Raw genomic sequence first — 22,447 nt, 5'->3', positions numbered from 1 at the left:
TATACTCAGTTTACTTGTTCGCATGGATCACCTAACAAAGTAAATAATAGAATAATTAAATAGAACTAACTATTAGTCCCATTTATATTTTGAAATCTATTGATGCTTTATGCCTGTATTTATTACTAATGGTCTATGTGCGTTTCTTTTTAGCGTAAATAATCCAGATGATAAGCACTAAAACTAATAGTACAATGAAAATATCTGACAAAACCCAGTTTCAATAATTCCCTGGACCTTAAAGTAGAGAGTAGGATACAAGTATTAGATTAACCCTTCTGCTAGTTTGAAATTATATAAAACAATATGTGCATCAGGCTGATATTTAGTGAATTAGAGTTGAAAAACAAAACATACTAAATAAGCCGATGCACGATATTAAGATTAATTTCAACAAAGTTTTTCAGACTATCAAATCTCTTGATTTACCTGTTTTTGATGCAACTGATAACTTACAAAAATCAGATGCCAGGTCGCAATTTTCTGATTCAGAGGAAATTGACCTGACAACTACCTCTGAATACATGTCTTTGGACAGTGAAAATTGGCTGTTCAATAAAATCAAATCCGATTATGCCGATGCTTTTGCCCATTTGATCAATAGGTCAAGGTTCAACCGAAGGAAAAGAGGGCTTTTCAATATTTTAGAGTTAGTAAGAAAAAGCTGGCTGAAAAATTTCTGTAATTCAAAGACTATTACATCATAGATTTCATGCCTCTGGAAATTTGTAAAAATGCCAAGGAAAAGCTCGAAAATTTGCCGGGAAGTTTTTGAAACCTCACCCGAAAAAGACTTTTGCGCATCGTAAGACATGTGCTTTTACGGCTATAAACTTCAGGACGTTTGTTCAGTGAAGGGTGTTTTTCAGTCGATTGAACTCACTAAAGCAAATGTAAATAATGCTACTTTTCTCTCGCAAAGAAAACACAACTATCTGATTGTGTTTTAATTGGAGGAAAATGCTACTTGTCTTCTTACCAACAACTGGACTTATTCCCACCACTAATATAAGACTTGAAACGCCAATGCGGTCAAACCAGAAAACTATGTGAAACAAAATTGGCTGTTCAGAAAAACAAGGAAAAGGATGGAGACTCTATTTTCACAACTTTGTGACCAGTTTATGATCCGCAGAGATTATGCTAAAACTTTTAGTGGGTTTAAAACAATAATATTGGCTGAAATTACTGTCCTAACTTTAGTACAGTTCATCAATAAATTTGATTTTAACAGGCAATTAATAACTTGAAAGTTGCAATTACTTAAAATTAGCACAAGAGGTTAGATTAAATAGGTTATAATGCCTCATAAGCTTTAATTTTAAGAATCAATCAACATATAGTATTAAAGATGCATTTATACAAATTACAAAGATTTTATAGCACTTTAATGTATATTATGGAATTATACAAAATTGAAAAAAACAACTTGGCCAAGACCAACAACTTGGCCAAGTTGTTTTTTAATTATAAACAATTATTTATTAATCCAGATATTATCATTTGAGGATTACATGAGATAATTGCGGGGGCTGTGTCGGGTGTATCACCAGTAAAATCAATAGCTCCTAAATGAAATGAAGGGCTTGCATTTAAAGGATTAGTAGGATGTATCCAGCTTATTAAACCAGCACTTCCATAATAAGAATTTACATTACCTGGGTTAATATGGCAATCAAAAAATTCAGTATTATTCCATGTCCCGAAGGGAAGGAAAGTCCCATCATCAATAAAGTCAAGTCTTGCTCTTAGTTTACCTGTTATGGTTCTACTAGCATAATACCAAACACCTAAGGTTTTTTTGTACGGACGTATTAACCATTCAGAACTAATTAACCAAGGAGTATCATTATAAGACCTCTTTGCTGTGACTTCAATTCTTATGTATGTTCTATTTTTTCCATTATCCTCTCTATCAGTCATTTCTTGACCGCAATTATAAGCTAAATCTCTATTGTTATTATTTAAAATTTCGCTTCTCGTTTGTTTAATTGAAAAGTTGATTTCTGGAGGTTGGTTTTTGCCAAAAGTTTCCTCTTTTACCTCCTTCAATAAATGTAAATTATTAATATCTGTAGAGGCATATCCAGAATTAAATATTTTAACAGCTCTATCTTTTATGAGTAAGATATGATCATCATTTACTAAATAACTTTCAGGTCTATCTCTTAAAATAGTTTCTAATGTAAATTCACCATTTTCATCTTTAATTAATTCAAGATAATTACTATTTTGTGATACATAATCTTTTATTTCTTCGAGAGAGTTTAATGATTCTATATTCAAATTTTTGTATACTTCCATGGCATTCAGTCCCCATGAATTCATTTGTTTCTTTTCTAACCACTCCTTTTTTTCATCATGGTTATACTGTCTAAATTCGTTTAAGGTATTTAAGAATTCATCATATGAACTAAATTTTATATAGTTATCCTTATCTATATAAAGAGATTCTTCATTACAGGAATATAACACTGTAATGAGTAGCAAAAATTTAAATAAATTTTTCATTTTTTTTGTCTTTTTTAAAGTCTTGGTTAAAATATTTTAATGTTGGTTTTATAAAGTAAACATAATTAGATTATTTTTATTTATTCACAATGTTAGTATATTTTTTTTTAATATGAACCTGCAAAAAAAATATACTAAACTAAAAAGGCACAACTATCCGCTGTGCCTTTCGTGATTTAGACGAGGTATGTTTTAACAAACTTTAAAACTTCTCAATATCTGAAAAAAAGAAACTTCCTTCTATTTGCGCATTTTCGTCTGAGTCAGAGCCATGAACAGCATTAGCCTCAATAGATGTTGCATACAATTTACGAATAGTTCCTTCTTCAGCATCAGCAGGGTTCGTTGCTCCTATCAATTTTCTAAAATCAGCAATAGCATTGTCTTTTTCCAGAATCATAGCAACAATATGCCCGCTGGACATATATTGGCATAGATCATTATAAAAAGGTCTTTCTTTATGTACAGCATAAAATTGTCCGGCTCTTTCAGCAGAAAGCTTGGTCATTTTCATTGCAACAATTCTAAATCCTGCCTCTTCTATCATTTTGGTAATAGCTCCAATATTGTTAGCAGCCACAGCATCGGGCTTAATCATTGTGAAGGTTCTGTTTCCAGCCATGTTTTTTGTTTATTATTGTTTGAATTTAATCACAAATTTAAAGGATATTTCTGATTACAAATATTTTATCAGCTTTAAATACAGCGGAAATTCAAGTTTTAAAAGAAGCATCCAACTTTCTTTAACATTTGTTTTTCTTCAAATTCTTAGCAACTTTGCGAATCAATTTAAGCCGAAACGGGTTAAGGACTGCTCATGCAAGATTTATTAAAACTTAAAGAGGTTCTTCAATCACCTCAAAATGTTGTAATCACTACGCATCATAAACCTGATGCCGATGCTTTAGGCAGTAGCTTGGGTCTTTATAATTACCTTGTTAAGAAAGGACATCATGTAACTGTCGTTTCTCCATCTGATTACGCTAGTTTTTTGCATTGGATGAAGGGTAATGAAAAAGTGATGGTGTTTTCTGAAAACACTAAAAAGCAGGCAGAAGAATTAGTAAATAAGGCTGATGTTATTTTCTGTCTTGATTTTTCTAACCTAAGCAGAATTAAGCAATTTGGTGAATTAGTAAGAAATTCTTCAGCTAAAAAAGTACTGATTGATCACCATAGAGACCCTGAACAGTTTGCAGACTATGCTTCTCATGATATTAATTCTGCCTCAACTGCCCAATTAGTATATAAAATGATTGTTAGCTATGGCGATAAAGCCTTAATTGATAAGGACATCGCTGAATGCTTTTATGCGGGTATCATGACGGATACAGGGTCCTTCAAACACCCAAATACCAATAAAGAAGTACATGAAATAGTAGCTGAATTGATTGATTTGGGTGCCAATAACTCAGAAGTATCCCGACTTATCTATGATACTAACTCTTTAGACAGGTTAAAATTTTTGGGTTTTGCTTTGAGTCAGAGGTTAACAGTCTATCCTGAATACCATACTGCTTTTTTTGCAATATCAATGAAAGACCTGGAGAAATTTAAATCGCGAACGGGTGATACTGAAGGACTTGTAAATTATGCATTATCGATCAACGGAATTACTATGGCTGCCTTATTTACTGAAAGTGAAGAAGGGGTGAAGCTTTCACTTCGATCAATCGGTGATTTTCAGGTGAATACACTGGCAGCTCACTATTTTGAAGGAGGCGGGCATAAAAATGCTGCCGGAGGTATTTCTCATAAATCTTTAAAAGAAACAGTCGCCCTTTTTGAAGATTTAATTAAAGAATATTCAGAACAACTTAAAAATAAAACACCAATTGAAACCTATGTATAATAATATGAAATTTTTGAATTTTAGCCTGGCTATCTGTATGGCATTATTGTTTGCCTGCAACTCCAATGAAAAGAAAACTACCGCTGATGGCGTAGAATATGTGCTATTAAGCTCTGATAATGGAGAGGCATTTGAAGAAGGTGACTTTGCCATTTACTCTCTTAAAATGACAGATTCCAAGGATTCCGTATTAATTGATAGCGAAGAAGTGGGAGATATGCCATTGCAGATCGATTCAGCAGTTTTAACACAGCGAGGTCCTCTCTTTTCTGTTTTGGGGGATATGAAAGTTAAGGATAGTATTAAAACTTCTTTGACTGCCACTGAAATATTTACAAAAGGTTTCAGACAGCCTTTGCAGGAAAGTATGAAAGCAGATGAAAAAATAACTGTTTTTGCTAAAGCTAAAGAAAAATTAGATTCAGCTGGTTTTATGGATTGGCAGCAGAAAAGAAGAGAAGAAATGATGGAGAAAATGCAGAAAGATGCTGAAGCACAAAAAACTAAAGATGAAGAAATCATCAAAGCATATATAGAAGATAATAACCTGGAGGCTCAGCGTACAGAGTCTGGTTTATATTATGTAATTACTGAAGAAGGCACTGGTGAAAAGCCAGAGGCGGGAGATACTGTTAAAGTAGATTACATCGGTATGTTGTTGGATGGCTCAATTTTCGATACTTCTAATGAAGCAATAGCTAAAGAAAATGATATATTCAGCGAACAAAGACCAGCTTACGCTCCTTTGGAATTCCCTGTAGGACAAGGAAGAGTTATTCCAGGTTGGGATGAAGGCCTTCAATTATTAACTGAAGGTGCTAAAGCTACATTTATAATTCCCTCTGGTCTTGCTTACGGAGCAAGAGGTGCAGGTGCAGGTATACCACCTAATTCAATTCTTCTTTTTGAAGTAGAATTAGTAGATGTTGTAGAATAAGCGCTAAAATGCTGCGTTATTTTATATGTTTATTCTTCGCAGGTATTCTTTTGAGTGCCTGCGATAAAGATTGTGAGGACAATCCACAAGAATGTGCTGAAGAGCAATTGGCCACAGATATTGCTATTATTGAAGAATATCTGACAGAAAATAATCTTGAAGCGCAAAAGCACCCTTCAGGTTTATTTTACCATATTAAAGAGCAGGGTTCAGGAGAGCTGCCTGATTTCGGTCAAATAGTAAGTGTAAACTATGTAGGTAAGTTTTTAGATGGTCGCGTTTTTGACACTTCTGTGGACTCTGTTGCCAGAGAGGCGGGTATTTATGATGAAAAAAGGGACTATCAGCCTTTTCAATTTACTTTAGGAAGAGGTGTAATTACAGGATGGAATATCGGCATTTCGCTTTTGAAAGAAGGAGGTTCGGCTACTTTATTAATACCTTCAGGTTATGCTTATGGCCCTGAGGGTCGTCAATCAATCCCTCCTAATGCTGTTTTAATATTCGAGGTTGAATTAGTAGATATTAAATTTTAAATTAAGTTTCTAAATGAACAAAATTATTATTTGTTTAATTATTCCTGCCTTATTATTTGGCCTCTCTTCATGTGTAAAAGAAAGAGATTGCAATGCAGGTCCTAATATTTCTGATTTAGACCAAGAGCAATTACGAGAAGATATTGAGGGGATAGAAAAATATCTGGAAGAAAATAATATACCATACGAAACAGATGCCTCTGGAATAAGATTTTCAATTATAGAAAGAGGAACAGGTGTGCCTCCTAATTACTGTAGTTCAGTAATAGTTGATTATGAAGGAAGAGTTCTTGGAGAAACAGAAATATTTGATGCTAATAATCCTAATGCTGCGAGACCTTTTCAGGTGGAGGTAAATGGAAATATAATTCTAGGGTGGAAGTTTGCCTTGGTGAGAATGAACAGAAATGCAGACTATAGGGTTTTTATACCTTCTCAACTTGCTTATGGTGAAGAGGGTAGATTAGCATCTGATAGCACCTATATTATTCCTCCAAATGCCAATTTGGAATTTCGTATAAGGCTTAACAATTATTAAAGTTTTGGAACTCTGTTTTGCTACCAATAATCTCAACAAAATAAAGGAGATTGAAGCTATGCTGGAGGGAGAAGTAAAACTCCTGAGTCTGAAGGATATTGGCTGTACTGAAGAGCTGGCCGAGGATCAACAAACTTTGCAAGGCAATGCAGAACAGAAAGCAGCCTACATAGCAAACAAGTATAAAATCAATTGCTTTGCTGATGACACAGGCCTTGAAGTAGAAGCGCTGAATGGCGCTCCTGGTGTTTACTCTGCTCGTTATGCGGGGGCTCAAAGATCAAATGATGATAATATCAGGTTTTTATTGGAGAATCTTGGTGATTCAGAAAATAGATCCGCCCAATTCAGAACTGTTATTTGTGCAATAATTCAGAATGAAACTTATTTTTTCGAAGGGGTTGTAAAGGGGGCTATTGCTAAGAAACTAGCAGGAAATGGAGGTTTTGGCTACGATCCTGTATTTATTCCGGAAGGTTATGAGAAATCATTTGCTGAAATGCCTTTAGCGGAAAAAAATGCAATCTCCCATAGAGGAAGAGCTGTTCGAAGTTTTGTGGAATTTTTACAAACTAATTTTCTAAAAGCAGATTAAGCCGTAGTTTTGTACTGTTGAAGTCTGCAAAGCTAAGAATCATAACTTTGTTGCTTGTAAATACCTAAAGCTCGTAAAAATCAATTATTAAATGAACAATCCTTTCATTGTTGGTATTACAGGAGGAAGTGCGTCCGGAAAAACTATGTTTCTGAAAAGCTTGCTCAGTCACTTCAAAAGTGATGAAATTTGTCTTGTCTCTCAGGATAACTACTATCGTGACAGGCATTTACAGCCTAAAGATGCCAACGGTATAGAAAATTTTGATACGCCTCAATCCATTGAGTTTGACGAGTATGCCAGGGATATTAAAGCACTTAAGGATGGTAACCCTGTTACCCGAAAGGAGTATACTTTTAACAATCCAGATATTATCCCTCAGATATTGCACTTTAATCCCTCCAAAATAATCGTAGTGGAAGGACTATTTGTCTTTTATTTTCCAGAATTAGCTAAATTACTTGATTTAAAGGTTTTTATTGATGCCAAAGATTATGTGAAATTAAAGAGAAGGATTATCAGGGACAATACAGAAAGAGGATACGATCTGGATGACGTGCTTTATAGATATGAGAAACATGTAGCCCCCACCTATGAAAAATACATAGAACCATTTAAGTACGATGCTGATATAATTATTCCAAATAATAGTAAGTTTGACAAAGGATTGGAAGTACTCGTTTCATATTTGAAAAGTAAAAGCTTATGACCAACAGATTTGCAGTAATAGGATTGGGCCAATTTGGAGAATCTATTGCCAGAACACTTGCCGACAGAGGTGCTGAAGTGCTCGCTATTGATATAGACCTGGATAAAGTAGAGTCTTTAAAGGATGATGTGGCTTATGCGGTAGCACTGGATTCTACAGATGTGAAAGCACTTAAAGCACAGAATATCCAGGATATGGATGCTGTGGTTGTAGCAATTGGTGAAAATTTTGAAGGCTTACTTTTAACCACTGTGCTTTTGTTGGAATTGGAAGTAAAGAGAGTAATTGCAAGGGCAGCCAATTCACAACAGCGAATGATCCTTGAAAAAATGGGTATTGATGAAATTCTTTCTCCTGAAGAGACGGTAGGTAAAACTGTTGCTGAAATGTTATTGCACCCCAATATGCGCTCCTTCCTTCCTCTGCCCGATGATTATGAGATTGTAGAAATTAACACTCCTTCACGCGTGGTAGATCAAACAATCAGTGAAATCGGTCTGCGTGAAAAGTATAACCTAAATTTGATAACGGTTAAACGCTTTTTCGAAGAAAAGAAAGGCAACGAAATTCAAAAGGTAGAACACATTATTGGAGTGCCGAGAGCAGATACTTTTCTGAAAGAAACGGATATTATGATCATCCTTGGCAAATCACAGGATGTGAATAAATTTATTGAGGTGAATAAGTAGTTTATTTATACCTAACGGAGTAGTGTTAACTTCTTTGCATTCATAGGTTTTTTCCACGATTGCTTGATTTCGTATCTCAAAATCAGCTGATTGCAGTTTTCGTAATATGTTTTTTTCATCTAGTACCTGCTTTAAAAATAGTTAAAAACCTGAGTTCGATTTTGAATTTGCTTTAAAAACTCATCAGAACGTACCCACTTTGGCGGCACAAGTTATTTCGGTCACGATCAATTGAGATTACAGTTTCCTAAAAATGAAAATTAAACTGTACCTCCCCAGTGCGGTATCCGTAATCTTATTGTATTATAACTGGAAATATGCCGATTGGTCAGCACAGGTAGCAAAATTAAGACTTTTTGGAAAAGTAAATCTTAATTTTGCGGCATAGCCTGCCCCCCCTAGCGGGGACGCCATTTTTATTAATCGAACTCAGGTTAAAACCTTGCTTTTGCCCAATAATTAAAAAGAACAGAAGGTTCCTTGAGACCTTCATAACCCTCATAAATTATAACCTGCTTGGGTTTTATCATTAATTATTTAATATCTCGTCTAAAAAATATTAATTTGAGATTGCAAATGGATTCAACCGAATAATGAAACAAAAAGTAGCTTTAGTTTTAGGGAGTGGGGGCGCCAGAGGAGTGGCTCATATAGGAGTGATTGAGGCACTACTTGATAATAACTTTGAGATCACTTCTGTTGCAGGCTCCAGTATGGGCGCTGTTGTGGGTGGTATTTACGCAGCTGGTAAGCTAGGTCCTTATAAGGATTGGGTGACCAATTTCGATAAAATTGATGTTTTTAAATTATTGGATTTCACTTTCAGTCTCCAGGGCTTTGTGAGAGGAGAGCGTGTATTTAAGGAAATGAGTAAAATTTTAGGGGATATTGATATTGAAGATATGCAGATCCCCTTCTCAGCGATTGCTTCAAATATTAGAAGCCAGCAGGAAGTTATTTTCAACAAAGGAAACCTTATGGATGCTTTACGTGCCTCATGTGCCATTCCCACAGTAATGAAACCAGTGTACGTTGAAGGTGAGGAAATTGTAGATGGTGGTGTTTTGAACCCTATACCTATTAACAGAGTGAAGAGAACACCCGGTGATATTTTGGTGGTAGTGGATGTTAATTCTAATATTCCTTTTGTGGCAAAAGCTCCTGCCACAGTAGCAGAAGAGCAGGAGGTACAAAAGCATAATCAGTTTTTGGAGGAGTTTAAACTCAGAATGAAAATCATATGGCCTTCTTCACCTAAAGATTCATCTCCTCCTGCCGAAAATCACCAGTCTATTAAGAAGTTTGGTTATTTTGATTTGCTCAATCGCTCTATTGATCTAATGCAGGAAAGAATTACCGCACTTCAAATGGAACTGTTAAAGCCTGATATTGTTGTGAGAGTTTCCCGTGAATCATGCGGTACATTTGAATTTTACAAGAGCAAAGCTTTGGTAAAAGCAGGTAAAGAGGCTTTTACAGAATCACTAAGAGTTTACAGGAATGCATTGGAGAACAATTAACCAGGTACTCGGAAATATAGATCTTTATTGGCTTGACTTCATTTTAAAGGGATACTTAGGAGATAAAGACAGAATTTTAGATGTAGGGTGTGGTGAAGGAAGAAATCTGGTATACTGTATGCGACAAGGATATGATGTTTTTGGTATTGATAAGAATACTGATGCAATTAAATTTTTACGAATACTAGGTAGACAACTGAAGCTTTCTGATGTGGGAGCTCGTTTTCAGGTAATGGATATGAGTAATTTACGATTTCCAGACCATAGTTTTGATGTAATTATAAACTCTGCTGTTTTGCATTTTGCAAATGATGAAGAACATTTTCTTCAAATGTTTAAGGAATGTTTAAGGGTGCTTAAGCCAGGAGCTAAACTTTTTATTCGTACAATGACGGATGCTCATTTTGCCGATAATGAGTTCGCTATATCTGCGCAAAATCTTTCATCAGAATATGGTCATAGATTTGTCTTAAATGAAAGTCTTTTGAATCGCTTATTATGTGATTACCCCATTGGGTGGTTTGAAACCCCTAAGAATGTGATAGTTGGAAATGAACGATCTATGAGTGTTTTTATTTTAGAGAAAAAAAATAATGCATAATTACTAGAAATATTACATCAAATATTTAGGTGTTTGAACTTACTTATTCTCGTTTCAGATTAAATGAGTTCATCTTTAGTTTTAAAAGTTACAAGAAACGCACATCGATAAAAGTAATTATACTTTAAAAAAAATCCTTTAATATCAATATATAAGTATATTTACTTTGTAAGATGTTGAGGTTGTCCATTAAAGATATTGTTTTAGGAAAAAACATTCATATTCCTTCTGAAAGTGATTACAGAAAATCTCTTTTGGTGGGGGTTTGTTGTATCATTTTAGCTTTTATTTGTCTGGTAAATGGAGTGCTTAATGTTCTGGTTTGGGATCTAAATCTCACTCCCTATTTTATGATAGGAATATCCGGAGGAACTTTAGGGTATATGCTTAACAGGTTCCAAAAATTTGAGCTGGCCAAGCATACTCTTCTGTTAATTTCACTCTTTCTCATATTTATTTTTATGAGCAATGAGGGTAAATATTATGGTTCTCAGCTTTATTTGTTTACTGTTTTGGTAGCATCTATTTCCTTATTTGGCTATAGAAGGATAGGGATATGGTTGTCCTATGCCATCTTAGCATTTATTTGTTTTTCTGTAAGTGAGCTTACTAATTTTAAAGTCATTTCAGTAGATGCCGCTAGTGAATCAAAAGAAGATAAAATATATTTTATCAATTATCTCTTCACATTTGTAGGGCTTACAGTGATCATTTACTTCCAGGTAAAACTCCAATATAAATCTGAGGAGAAGTTAATAAAAAAAGATCAGCAGCTTAAGGAGAGTGAAGAACGTTTTCGTATGGCTGTGGAAGGAACAAATGCTGGCATTTGGGATTGGGAAAATATTAATAAAGATCAGCAATGGTGGTCTCCAAAACTGTATGAACTTCTTGGTTATAAACCTGAGGAAATCGAGGCTAATAGAGTAACTTTTAAAAATCTGCTAGCTCAGAAAGAAGATTACCCTAAACTAGTGAATGATTTTAAAAAGCATTTCCGGGATAAAGAACCATTTTCAGTAGAATATAAATTTAAGTGTAAAGACGGTAGTTATAAATGGTTTCATGGCTCAGGACAGGCAAAGTGGTCGGAAAATAAGATGCCTGTAAGAATGGTGGGTTCTTTGGTGGACATTACTGAGAAAAAGATTAAAGAAGAAGAGATACAAGAGAAGAATAGCTTACTGGAGAAGACAAATGCAGAACTGGATCGCTTCGTATATAGCGTTTCGCATGATTTGCGAGCACCTTTAAATTCAATTCAGGGCCTTATTAATATCAGTGATACAACTGAAGATAGCCAGGAATTGAAACAATTGATGAGTATGATGAAGAATAGGGTTAAAAAGCTCTATTCGTTTATTGATGAGATCATAAACTTTGCGAGAAATTCCAGGACAGAAATCATTAAAGAGCCGGTTAATTTATTTGCAATAACCTCTGATGCATTTGACAATGCGCAATTTAGAGAGCAGGCTGTTGCAATCGATTTCCGTATTTTGGTAGATAAAGAGTTATCAATAAATACAGATAAGGGAAGAATTAGTATAGTGTTGAATAACCTGATAGATAACGCTATTAAATACCATAGGCACTCACAACCTGGTAAGTTTATTGCGCTTAAAGCTATTAATGATACTAATGCCGTTATAATACAAATAATTGATAACGGACAAGGAATTCCTTTGCAGGCTCAGGATAAAATTTTTGACATGTTTTACAGAGCATCCGATACTTCCAAGGGCTCAGGATTAGGCTTGTACATAGTTAAAGAAATGATAGAGCGCATAGGAGGAGAAATATTTCTTCAATCGGAACCTGGCGAAGGCACTACTTTCTCCATAAAATTGCCAAAAGTTTGAATTTGATTACAATTTTTAAACTTTCACTTCCAATCAGTTAATGATTTAATTTATCTTTGCCACATGGCAAAAAATGAACAAATTTCAGAAAATACTTTATTTAAAGATATTGTATCACATGCAAAGGAATATGGTTTTGTATTTCAGTCCAGCGAAATATATGATGGATTACAGGCTGTATATGACTACGGCCCCTTTGGCGCAGAATTAAAGAAAAACATCAAAGATTTGTGGTGGAGTACCATGACTCGTTTTAATGATGACATAGTAGGGTTGGATTCTGCCATATTTATGCATCCGGATACATGGAAGGCTTCAGGCCATATTGATAGCTTTAATGATCCGATGATTGATAATAAGGATTCCAAAAAAAGATATAGAGCTGATGTTCTTTTAGAAGAAAAAGCTGCTTTGTATGAAAAAGAAGGTTCTCCTGAGAAATCTGAGGCATTATTAAAGAAAATGGGGGAGCTATTGACAGCAGAAGATTTAAGTGGAGTACGTGAACTCATCATTTCAGAGGGAATTGCCTGCCCTGTTTCAGGTACTACTAACTGGACAGAAGTTAGACAGTTCAACCTGATGTTTTCAACACAGATAGGAAGTCTTGCTGAAGATTCCAATAAAATATACTTAAGGCCTGAAACTGCTCAGGGTATTTTTGTTAATTTCCTGAATGTTCAGAAGTCTGCCAGAATGAAAGTGCCATTCGGTATTGCGCAAATTGGTAAAGCATTTAGAAATGAAATTGTAGCCAGACAATTTATTTTCAGGATGAGGGAATTTGAGCAAATGGAAATGCAGTTTTTTGTAAGGCCGGGGGAAGAATTACAGTGGTATCAGAAATGGAGGGATATGAGAATGCAGTGGCATGTAGCTCTGGGGATTCCTGAGAGCAAGCTACGCTATCATGATCATGATAAGCTTGCTCATTATGCCAATGCTGCAGTAGATGTAGAGTTTGAGTTTCCTTTTGGTTTCAAAGAAGTGGAAGGTGTACATAGTCGAACGGATTTTGACTTGAAGAGTCATCAGGAAGTATCCAGAAAGAAGATGCAATATTTTGATCCGGAAGTAAATAAAAACTATATCCCGTACGTGGTTGAAACTTCTGTAGGCTGTGACAGGCTTTTCCTAATGTTGCTCTGCAATGCGTACACAGAAGAGGTAAGTGGAGATGCTGATAATCAAAAAACAAGAATTTATTTAAAATTTCATCCTGCTTTGGCTCCTGTTAAGGCGGCTATTTTACCTCTTACTAAAAAAGATGGTCTGCCTGAGAAAGGTCAGGAGATTTATAAGAAGTTAAAAGGTAGTTTTAATGTAATTTATGAAGAAGCAGCATCTATTGGTAAAAGGTATACCCGGCAGGATTTAATTGGTACTCCATATTGTATTGCAGTTGACCACCAAACGCTGGAAGACAATACAATTACTATACGCCACAGAGATACTACGGAGCAAGAGAGAATAAGCATTGATGATTTGGAACCATTTTTACAAAGAGAGTGCTCTTTCAACAGGATCTTTGAGAAGCTGAGTTAATTAAAAAAGTAATTTGTGCACTACAACCTTTAGATTGTTTTTATCTATAGGCTGATGAGCAATATTGATTATGCTTAATGAAACTAAGTGCTAATTTTGCGTTATTAAACATAAACATAAAAGCGATGATTGAATTAACTGAAGATAACTTAAAGGAAATAGTTGAAACTAACGAGATGGTGATGGTACAGTATGGTGCTACCTGGTGTGGTAATTGTAAAATCACTAAACCTAAATTCAGAAGATTAGGAGATGAAAATGAAAATATAAAGTTTGTCTATGTTGATGCAGAAAAATTACCTAATTCCAGGGCTTTGGCCGAAGTGAGTAATTTACCCACCTTTGCAGGTTTTAGAAATGGTAAATTAGTGAATTCGGTAGCAGGAAATAAACCAAGTATTATAACAGATTTACTCAATGAGGTTACCAATAATTAAGCACGTAGTAGAATTCATAGAGAAAAACGATGAGGATTATGTCGTTGAATCTATGGAGCTTTTGGAAGATTTAATCGAGGCAAAGGGCATCAAAGATGAAGAGCTTGATGTAATTGGTGAGCTTTTGTCTAATTTTTCAGGAGCTTTAGAGGTAAGTAAGGAAATAAAAAAAGGAACCCCTCAAAAAGAAGCTTTGAATGGCTTTATGAAAAGAGTGATGGGTTCAATTGATAAATAGTTTATTACACTTTTAGAAGTGAGAAAGCATGGTTAGTAGTAGCCATGCTTTTTTTATTCTGGATCTGTTAAAATATAGCTTTAATATATATTCCTTACATGTGTTATGATTATGAGGATTGAGCCAATTATTTAAGTAAAGAAAGTACTTCTTTTATATTGGAATCCTGTTGAGTTTAAAAAAATAACCTCAATTAAAATATAGTGTTATGAAAAAAATATTAAAATGTGCTTTTGTTAATCTATTAATTGCCATGGTAGGAGGTTTTACTTCTGTATATGCACAGGCAACGGGTGATTCTTTTGCAACTGCCTTAAAGAATAAGAGTGCTAATCTTGTATATATTTATTCAGAAGCACCTGGTTTTGCCGCTGAAAAAGGAGGTAAAGTAGAAGGTGTTACTGTAGATGTAATGCGGGATTTTGAGGCGTTTCTTCTGGATAAATATGGAATAACAGTTCAGTCAACTATAAATAAACAGCATGCTAACAATTTCACCACATACCTTAGTGCGGTAAAAAGATCTAGTGGTGGAGTATTTGGTTTAAGTAACACAACTATTACAGAAGCAAGAAAGAGGGCCTATACTTTCAGTCCTTCTTATATTTCTAACATAGCTATGCTATTGACTCATAAAGATGTGCCTACCTTAGGAAGTCTTCAACAGATAGCTGAAGCTTTTAAAGGCAAAACAGCAATTACAATTAAAGAAACCACCAACGAGGATGAAATACTTAAGATTAAAGCTAAATATATGCCTGCTTTAAAAATAGAGTATGTGAATTACTTTGATGAAGCTATGGTGAAGATTAGTAATAGCACTGACTATTTCACAAATGTAGATTTCACCTATTACCTAAATGCTCTAAATACCAAAAAGCCAGTCAAGAGACATCCGGTTGGAGATAATGCAACAGAGGAATTCGGAATAATAATGCCTAAAAATAGTGATTGGGTGGAACCATTTAATGAATTTCTAAATGAAGATTACCAGACAGGTTCAAATTATAGAAAAATTATAGCAACTCATTTAGGACCTAATGCCCTCCAATTATTAGACGCAATTACTTTAAGTAAGTAATGGCTCCTTGATAAATAGAATAGAAAATTTGGTTCATCATAAAAAAAGCCATCCGCCATAGGGCGGAATGGCTTTTTACTTACCAAAACATCAACCATTCACTATGAATTAAACTATTATCTATTAAAGAGAAAATAGTTGTTTTTAGTTCCTGTATTTAATAAATATTTTTTTCATGTCATCTTCAAGAAGCAAATCTGCATTTCTTAAGGCTTTCGGATCGACATTTTCTTCAAGAAAGCTATAAAGTAATTTCCCTTCAGGTGTATAAATATCAATCGTTTTTCCGAAATTGAAATCTTCGATCTCTACCTCTTCTAATGATTTAATAACTTCATTTATCAGTTTTGCTTCCTTGGTCAATTCTTTATCGTCTGCGAAAACGTTACTGTTTGTAGCAATTAATAAAGCGAAAATTAGAATAATGTTTTTCATTTTATTTGGTTCCATTTGTTTTTATTACCTGACGCTTGCCAATATCATTTAGTTGCATGGTATTTTTAATATTTTATTTGGCTCATGTAAGTTGTGTGTAATATTTTGGAGTGAATTCACGTAAAATGAAAATTTTATAATATTTTAAGTTTTTTTTGCTCATTTAGTGTAAAATTTTATTTCGTTGAAAGGTTTATTTGCATGATAAAATGTGTAATTTTTAATGTAGAGTACTATATATATTCACCTCTCCATGTTAAATTGACCTTTTGATAAATAAGAGAGCAGATGTATTTAAATTTTCTCTTTTAATCAAAATCACTGTTATCTCGTAGAATAAACTGAATCCTAAACATCTTTTTATGGAAGTAAATGACATTCTAAAAATACCAAAATCAGACAATCCAAGAATAGTAATTATAGGCGGTGGCTTTGCAGGCATCCAAATGGCAAAAATGCTGGATAAAAAGCCGGTTCAGGTGGTGTTGTTTGACAGGCACAATTACCACACCTTTCAGCCGCTTTTGTATCAGGTAGCAACTGCCGGGCTGGAGCCTGACGCAATTGCCGGACCATTACGAAAGATTATTGAGAAAAGTAGAAATGTGCATTTTAGGATGGCCATGGTAAATGAGATTAATACGAATGAAAATACAGTGTATACTGAGAAAGGCAACCTACAGTATGATTACCTAGTGATTGCCGCGGGATCTAAAACCAATTATTTCGGAAATTATGAAAATTTAAAAAAGGCTTTTCCTCTGAAGCAGGTTCCTCAGGCTTTGGATTTGCGAAGTCATATACTTCAGAATTTTGAGCAGGCTGTTTTGACTTCTGATGAAGAGCAACTGAATAAGTTATTGAATATTGTAATTGTAGGTGGAGGGCCTACGGGGGTGGAATTGGCAGGCGCAATAGGTGAGTTGAAAAAACATGTAATGCCTCATGATTATCCTGAGCTAGATCTTTCTAAAATGAATATATATTTGGCGGAAGGATTAGATAGGTTGTTAGCTGGAATGTCAGAATTTGCGGATAAAAAAGCTCAACAGTATCTCAAGAAATTTGACGTTCAGGTAAAGTTGGGCTCAATGGTTACTGAGTTTGATGGTGAAACTGTTACTTTTAAAAATGGAGAAAAGCTTACTTCCAGTACTTTAATTTGGGCTGCAGGGGTGCGAGGTAATTTAATTAAAGGAATGCCAGAGACCAGCATTGAGAAAAGCATGTACATAGTAGATGAGTTCAACAAGGTAATTAATACTGAGAATATTTATGCTGTAGGCGATAATGCTTTTATGAAATCTGATAAACGACCCAAAGGCTATCCTATGCTTGCACCAGTAGCTATGCAACAAGGTGAAAACTTGGCTAATAATATTTTAAGAAAGATAAATAATAAAAAACTTAAGCCTTTCAAATATACCAATAGAGGTACGATGGCTACAATCGGTAGAAACCGTGCGATAGCTGAACTGCCAAATAAAATAAGGTTTGGAGGTTTTTTTGCATGGATTGCCTGGATGTTCGTTCATTTGATTCAAATTGTGGGTTTTAGAAGTAAAATCGTAATTCTCGCAAACTGGATTTGGAATTATTTTACTTATGACCGAGGCACCCGATTAATTATAAGACCATATACCCCTCCGAAAGTTGAAGATTTAAAGAAGGAAGAAGAGACTGACAGATGATTTGACAGACGGTTTCTTAATCAGATAATTTCCTGTTATTTTTCCGACTAGTAACCTGTAAAGTAAGCAGGTTACTTTTTATGTAATTTAATGAATAAGAAATCACTTTACTGGACTTTACAAATTATTGGATGGACTGCCTATGGATTGCTAAACATTTATTTAGCATTTCTGGGAGAAAGGCTTTCTACTGAGCAGGCGATAGGTCAATTAACACTTGTACCTTTTTATATAGGAATAACCCATCTATATAGGAATTTTATAGTAAGAAACGGCTGGCTGCAACTTATTATCCAAAAACTGGTGACAAGAGTAATATTGGCATGCTTTGTTCTTAGTATATTGAACTATGGCTTTCTGTTTATCATCTCTTCTATCTTAGGATTACTCAATCCTGAATATGACCTTAACCCTATAGTAATATTTCTAAGTATTTTAGCTAACCTGATTCTTTACTTCCTTTGGTCACTGGTTTATTTTATGTATCACTATGTTGAGAATTATAACCGTTCCTTAAAATACAATGCAGCTTTATACGAGATAGAACTGAACAATTTAAAATCGCAGCTTAACCCACATTTTATTTTCAATGCATTAAATAGTGTAAGAGCTTTAGTAGATGAAAATCCCGTAAAAGCCAAAAATGCTATTACTCAATTATCTAATATATTGAGAAACTCCTTAATACTTGATAAAAAAAGATTGATTAATTTTAATGATGAATTAAACACTGTAATTGATTTCCTGGCCCTGGAAAAAATAAGGTATGAGGAAAGGTTGACAACAGAGTTCACCATTCATCCGGAATCCTATAAATACCAGGTGCCTCCCCTCATGCTGCAAACCCTGGTTGAAAACGGAATTAAACATGGTATATCTAATTTAACTTATGGTGGCTTAATTGCTATTGAAACAACTGTTGAGCAAAATCATTTGATTATATTTATTAGGAATTCGGGTCAGTTAATTATGGATAAAAAGAAGAAAAGAAAAGGTTTTGGTATAGAAAATACCAAGCAAAGATTAAAATTAATCTTTGATAAAGCTGCTTCGTTTAGCATTAAAAATGAAACCGATGAGTTAGTTTTGACAACTGTGAAAATTCCACAGTTAAATTATTAGACTGTAAATTTATAGATAGATGAAAGCATTAGTAATTGATGATGAAAGATTGGCCAGGAAAGAACTTATGAATTTGTTGGCTGAATATAAAGATGTGGAAATTGTAGGAGAAGCTGTAAATGCTGAAGAGGCGGAAGATTTAATAGATAAGTTACAGCCTGATCTTATCTTTCTGGATATCCAAATGCCAGGAAAAACAGGTTTTGAGCTTCTTGAATCGCTGGATAGAACACCTAAAGTTATATTTACTACCGCCTACGATGAGTATGCACTTAAAGCTTTTGAGTTTAATGCTCTTGATTACCTCTTAAAGCCTATTGAGCCTAAGAGATTAGGTGATTCCATTGAAAAAATAAGGAAAGAGATTCATACTGTTGATGAAGTTAAAAATAACAAATCCAAACTGACAATTAACGATCAGGTGTTTGTGAAAGACGGTGACAACTGCTGGTTTGTCAGGTTAAGGGATGTAAGACTTTTTGAATCGGATGGTAACTATATCAAGGTTTACTTTGACAAGTATAAACCCATGATTCACAAATCTTTGAATGCATTAGATGAGCGGCTAGATAATAAATCTTTCTTCAGAGTAAGTAGAAAGCATATCATCAACCTAGACTGGGTGGATGAAATAGAAACCTGGTTTAATGGAGGGTTAATGGTAAAGTTAAAAGGTGGAGAAAAAGTGGAAGTGAGCAGAAGGCAAGCCACAAAATTTAAGGACTTAATGAGTCTTTAATCTACAAGGAATAAATCAGCAGCTAACTTGTCGGCCAGTAATTTTCCTTCTGGCGTAAGGATTATTTTCTGTTGATTTACTTCGCATAGCCCCTGCTTTCGCCATTGATTGATGGTAGAAGAATTTTCCTCTTGGAAGTTGTAATTGTACTTATGTTGTAGATAATCTAAGTCGCAGCCTTCGGATGTTCTTAAAGAAGTCATGAGGTATTCATTAATCTGGTCGTTGCGGCTTAATATTTCTTTTTCAAATGGCAATTTCCCTTCTTTAATTGATCGGATAAACAAAGCATTATTAGCAATATTGAACTGTCTGCTAAAACCATTATAAGAATGTGCCCCGGGACCTAATCCTAAATATGGCTTCTGCTGCCAATAGGAGCTATTATGTTTTGATTCAAATGTAGGAAGGCAAAAATTAGATACCTCGTAGTGCTGATATCCAATAGCACTTAAGTAATTGGTCAGTTCCATAAATTGCTCGGCAGCATAATCCTCAGAAGCCTCTGATAAATCTCCTTTTTTTTGCCACTTCCCAAAAACAGTGTTAGGCTCAATAGTTAAGCAGTAGGAAGAAATATGAGGAGGGTGATATTTTGTAAGATTTTTTAAATCTTCAGCCCACTTGGCATGCGTACTAATAGGAATTCCATAAATGAGATCAACACTATAATTTTTAAATGAGCTGTCATTTATCCACTTTAGGCATTGATGTGCATGTGTAGCATCGTGAGCTCTATTCATCCACTTCAAAACCTTCTCATCGAACGATTGTACACCAACACTGAGTCTGTTAATTCCCGCTAAATATAAATCAGCTAATTTTTTAGGAGTTATGTCATCCGGATTTGCCTCTATAGTAATCTCACTTTGCTTACTAATCGCAAAGTACCGATAAAGCGTGTCCATTATTTTACAGAGTTGCTTTTCACTTAGTAAAGAGGGTGTGCCTCCTCCAAAATAAATTGAAGTTATTTTTTCATTTTCCAAATAATCTTTCTGGAGCTTGATTTCTTCACAAATAGAATTTGCCATTTCATCCTTTAATGCCATATTGGTAGAGAAATGAAAGTCGCAATAAAAACAAGCTTGTTTGCAAAATGGAATATGTATGTATATACCTGCCAATGTTACTACAAAGTTAACCCGAAATATACTAAAAAAGGGCTTTTGCTTCTGTCTTTATTTATTTAGTATAAATGTTTTGGCCCAAAATTATTCGTTTCAAAAAATAAGAGAAGAAACTGCTTCTGGCACTAAGGAATTTAAGCCTTCTGTTGTAATAGATTCTTTACAATTGATAGGGTTTTTATCAGCGAATTTTGAAATAAGTGAGACCGATTCTTCTACTATTTATACTTTTTATCCAAATGAAAGATATATGTGGGGTGGATTAAGTTATCGGATGAATGGAGTGACAGAAAAAAGACTTTTTAAAGAACTTGAAAATGGAAAATATGCTAACAGACTATTATTAAAAAAGAAACTCAATCAATACCTAAAAGAACAAGCTCATAATAAAGGGTATCCATTTGCTGAGGCAAACTTAATTATTGACAGTGTTATTAAAAAGAGTGTCTTTGCTACTGTAGATATCGACTTTAAAAATCAAATTGTTTACGATTCCATAGAGGTAGTATCAGAAAATGAAATAGTAAAAGTAAATTACCTGCAAAATTTCTTAAATATGCCGGTTGGGAAATTATTTAATACGTCCGATTATTTGAACATCCCTGATAAGCTAAAACAGCTTCGGTTCATTAAACTCACCGAACCCCCTCTCATAGAATTTAGCAATGGAAGAAGTCAAATCACCTTATTTGTAGAGAAAATTAAAAATAGCCAGCTCGATGCTTTTATCGGTTTAGTGCCTGAAGGTGAGAGTACTTATGTTACAGGGCAGGTGGATGTATCTTTTCAAAACCTTTTTAGAAGAGCAGTTAATTGGCAGTTGAATTGGCAGAAGTATAGTGCCAGCTCACAATTTCTTTATACCCAATTGTCTCAAAAATCTGCTTTCAAAACGTCTTTGGGAATTAATTCTCAATTTGGATTGCTACAGGAAGATAGCACGTTTCTACAAAACTCTTTTGAATTGGGTGTATTCTACCCAGTAACCGAATCTATTACATTGGGAGTAAGTTATAAAGGTATTTTTAATAATCTTATACGGGATTTTGACTCAACAGAGGTAAGTCAAAATAATGATCCTTTTCGAAGTAGCAGAATAAATTCTGCAGGTTTCTCTGTTGCGTACAGGCAGAAAGAGACCTATCCTGTTTTAAAAAACAACCTTTACTTTATTTTGAATTTTGATGTTGGTTTAAAAACGTTAAGAAATGTTGAAAATTTGCCGGAAGAATGGAGCAATGTGCCAGTTAGTAGTACAAATTATACAGGTATGATTGAACTCGGAAGCCAGCAGAAGTTGAGCAAGAGGTTTTTGCTTGAAGAAAAGTTGCAAATGGGTATAGTGGAAAATGAGGCTTTATCTCATAATGATTTGCTTAGGCTTGGAGGCCTGCAAAACCTTAGAGGCTTTGATAGAAACTTTTTCTATACAACTTACTACGCAATGCTTAATTTAAATTACAGATATTTCTTGGACAATAATTCAAGTTTTTTTTTATTAACTGATTTAGCCCAATTAGATAACTCCATAGGCAGTGTATATGCCTTTGGCGCTGGTTTAGACATAAAATCAAAGAATGGATGGTTTCGACTGATCTATGCAATAGGATCTCAGATAGACGAACAAATAAATTTTTCTACTGCAAAAGTGCATTTTGGATATATAGCAGTATTTTAGC

23 protein-coding genes and 1 pseudogene are annotated in these 22,447 nt (G+C 34.4%); 20 read left to right on the top strand and 4 right to left on the bottom strand.

From position 1 onward, the window contains the following. The first annotated feature begins 368 nt into the window (after positions 1–368). Positions 369–1,267 (top strand): annotated as a pseudogene (locus tag IEV85_RS20990) (IS982 family transposase). 200 nt (positions 1,268–1,467) lie between these two features. On the opposite strand, the gene IEV85_RS20985 reads toward IEV85_RS20990, so the two are convergent. Beyond that, positions 1,468–2,511, bottom strand: coding sequence for a hypothetical protein (locus IEV85_RS20985; RefSeq protein ID WP_188467233.1), 1,044 nt, complete (start codon positions 2,509–2,511; stop codon positions 1,468–1,470). Between the two features lie 202 nt (positions 2,512–2,713). Then, positions 2,714–3,133 (bottom strand): nucleoside-diphosphate kinase, encoded by a 420-nt coding sequence (locus IEV85_RS20980; RefSeq protein ID WP_188467232.1) that lies wholly within the window; start codon positions 3,131–3,133, stop codon positions 2,714–2,716. A 195-nt stretch (positions 3,134–3,328) separates the two neighbouring features. Here IEV85_RS20980 and IEV85_RS20975 point away from each other — a divergent pair, with 195 nt between their 5' ends. From IEV85_RS20975 to IEV85_RS20910, 15 genes are all read left to right on the top strand, one after another. After that, positions 3,329–4,363: a DHH family phosphoesterase gene (locus tag IEV85_RS20975; RefSeq protein WP_188467231.1), complete on the top strand. Its 1,035-nt coding sequence runs from the start codon at positions 3,329–3,331 to the stop codon at positions 4,361–4,363. 4 nt (positions 4,364–4,367) lie between these two features. Further along, positions 4,368–5,300: an FKBP-type peptidyl-prolyl cis-trans isomerase gene (locus tag IEV85_RS20970; protein ID WP_188467230.1), complete on the top strand. Its 933-nt coding sequence runs from the start codon at positions 4,368–4,370 to the stop codon at positions 5,298–5,300. Positions 5,301–5,308: 8 nt separating this feature from the next. Further along, positions 5,309–5,836, top strand: coding sequence for an FKBP-type peptidyl-prolyl cis-trans isomerase (locus tag IEV85_RS20965; protein WP_188467229.1), 528 nt, complete (start codon positions 5,309–5,311; stop codon positions 5,834–5,836). Between the two features lie 13 nt (positions 5,837–5,849). After that, complete coding sequence (locus tag IEV85_RS20960) at positions 5,850–6,374, top strand: FKBP-type peptidyl-prolyl cis-trans isomerase (protein WP_188467228.1); 525 nt, start codon at positions 5,850–5,852, stop codon at positions 6,372–6,374. A gap of 4 nt (positions 6,375–6,378) precedes the next feature. Next, positions 6,379–6,969 carry a non-canonical purine NTP diphosphatase gene (locus tag IEV85_RS20955; protein WP_188467227.1) on the top strand — a complete coding sequence of 197 codons (591 nt, stop codon included), beginning with the start codon at positions 6,379–6,381 and terminating at the stop codon, positions 6,967–6,969. A 91-nt stretch (positions 6,970–7,060) separates the two neighbouring features. Further along, a complete protein-coding gene (locus tag IEV85_RS20950; RefSeq protein ID WP_188467226.1) occupies positions 7,061–7,678 on the top strand; it encodes a uridine kinase family protein in 618 nt (205 codons plus the stop codon). Further along, positions 7,675–8,367: a potassium channel family protein gene (locus tag IEV85_RS20945; RefSeq protein ID WP_188467225.1), complete on the top strand. Its 693-nt coding sequence runs from the start codon at positions 7,675–7,677 to the stop codon at positions 8,365–8,367. The genes IEV85_RS20950 and IEV85_RS20945 overlap by 4 nt, the downstream gene beginning before the upstream one ends. Before the next feature lie 253 nt (positions 8,368–8,620). Then, positions 8,621–8,755, top strand: coding sequence for a hypothetical protein (locus tag IEV85_RS25130; RefSeq protein ID WP_262892162.1), 135 nt, complete (start codon positions 8,621–8,623; stop codon positions 8,753–8,755). A 205-nt stretch (positions 8,756–8,960) separates the two neighbouring features. Further along, complete coding sequence (locus IEV85_RS20940; protein WP_188467224.1) at positions 8,961–9,887, top strand: patatin-like phospholipase family protein; 927 nt, start codon at positions 8,961–8,963, stop codon at positions 9,885–9,887. Continuing rightward, on the top strand, positions 9,868–10,488 hold the full coding sequence (locus IEV85_RS20935; RefSeq protein WP_188467223.1) for a class I SAM-dependent methyltransferase: 621 nt from the start codon (positions 9,868–9,870) through the stop codon (positions 10,486–10,488). The genes IEV85_RS20940 and IEV85_RS20935 overlap by 20 nt, the downstream gene beginning before the upstream one ends. Before the next feature lie 182 nt (positions 10,489–10,670). Continuing rightward, positions 10,671–12,350, top strand: coding sequence for an ATP-binding protein (locus IEV85_RS20930; RefSeq protein WP_188467222.1), 1,680 nt, complete (start codon positions 10,671–10,673; stop codon positions 12,348–12,350). A gap of 63 nt (positions 12,351–12,413) precedes the next feature. Next, on the top strand, positions 12,414–13,895 hold the full coding sequence (locus IEV85_RS20925) for a glycine--tRNA ligase (RefSeq protein WP_188467221.1): 1,482 nt from the start codon (positions 12,414–12,416) through the stop codon (positions 13,893–13,895). 125 nt (positions 13,896–14,020) lie between these two features. Further along, entirely contained in the window at positions 14,021–14,332 is a 312-nt protein-coding gene (locus IEV85_RS20920; protein ID WP_188467220.1) for a thioredoxin domain-containing protein, read from the top strand. Next, positions 14,313–14,570 carry a DUF6952 family protein gene (locus IEV85_RS20915; RefSeq protein WP_188467219.1) on the top strand — a complete coding sequence of 86 codons (258 nt, stop codon included), beginning with the start codon at positions 14,313–14,315 and terminating at the stop codon, positions 14,568–14,570. The genes IEV85_RS20920 and IEV85_RS20915 overlap by 20 nt, the downstream gene beginning before the upstream one ends. Positions 14,571–14,778: 208 nt before the next feature. After that, positions 14,779–15,651, top strand: coding sequence for a substrate-binding periplasmic protein (locus tag IEV85_RS20910; protein ID WP_188467218.1), 873 nt, complete (start codon positions 14,779–14,781; stop codon positions 15,649–15,651). A gap of 144 nt (positions 15,652–15,795) precedes the next feature. Here the strand turns inward: IEV85_RS20910 and IEV85_RS20905 are convergent, their stop codons facing one another. Further along, positions 15,796–16,086 (bottom strand): hypothetical protein, encoded by a 291-nt coding sequence (locus IEV85_RS20905; protein ID WP_188467217.1) that lies wholly within the window; start codon positions 16,084–16,086, stop codon positions 15,796–15,798. A 362-nt stretch (positions 16,087–16,448) separates the two neighbouring features. Between IEV85_RS20905 and IEV85_RS20900 the strand changes: the two genes are divergently transcribed. The 3 genes from IEV85_RS20900 (at position 16,449) to IEV85_RS20890 (ending at position 19,638) form a co-directional block, all read left to right on the top strand. Continuing rightward, positions 16,449–17,777, top strand: coding sequence for an NAD(P)/FAD-dependent oxidoreductase (locus IEV85_RS20900; RefSeq protein WP_188467216.1), 1,329 nt, complete (start codon positions 16,449–16,451; stop codon positions 17,775–17,777). Positions 17,778–17,867: 90 nt separating this feature from the next. After that, positions 17,868–18,899, top strand: a complete 1,032-nt coding sequence (locus IEV85_RS20895) for a sensor histidine kinase (RefSeq protein WP_188467215.1) — start codon at positions 17,868–17,870, stop codon at positions 18,897–18,899. Between the two features lie 19 nt (positions 18,900–18,918). Next, entirely contained in the window at positions 18,919–19,638 is a 720-nt protein-coding gene (locus IEV85_RS20890) for a LytR/AlgR family response regulator transcription factor (protein WP_188467214.1), read from the top strand. Here IEV85_RS20890 and hemW read toward each other — a convergent pair. After that, positions 19,635–20,765: a radical SAM family heme chaperone HemW gene (gene hemW, locus IEV85_RS20885; RefSeq protein WP_188467213.1), complete on the bottom strand. Its 1,131-nt coding sequence runs from the start codon at positions 20,763–20,765 to the stop codon at positions 19,635–19,637. The two genes, IEV85_RS20890 and hemW, sit on opposite strands and share 4 nt — an antisense overlap. Between hemW and IEV85_RS20880 the strand changes: the two genes are divergently transcribed. Continuing rightward, on the top strand, positions 20,749–22,446 hold the full coding sequence (locus tag IEV85_RS20880; protein ID WP_188467212.1) for a BamA/TamA family outer membrane protein: 1,698 nt from the start codon (positions 20,749–20,751) through the stop codon (positions 22,444–22,446). The two genes, hemW and IEV85_RS20880, sit on opposite strands and share 17 nt — an antisense overlap. Position 22,447: the final 1 nt, after the last annotated feature.

Origin of the sequence: Marivirga lumbricoides (genome assembly GCF_014636295.1) — a bacterium.
Classification (GTDB): Bacteria; Bacteroidota; Bacteroidia; order Cytophagales; family Cyclobacteriaceae; genus Marivirga; species Marivirga lumbricoides.
The sequence above is the reverse complement of the archived record's forward strand: the minus strand, read 5'-3'. Positions and strand labels throughout refer to the sequence as shown.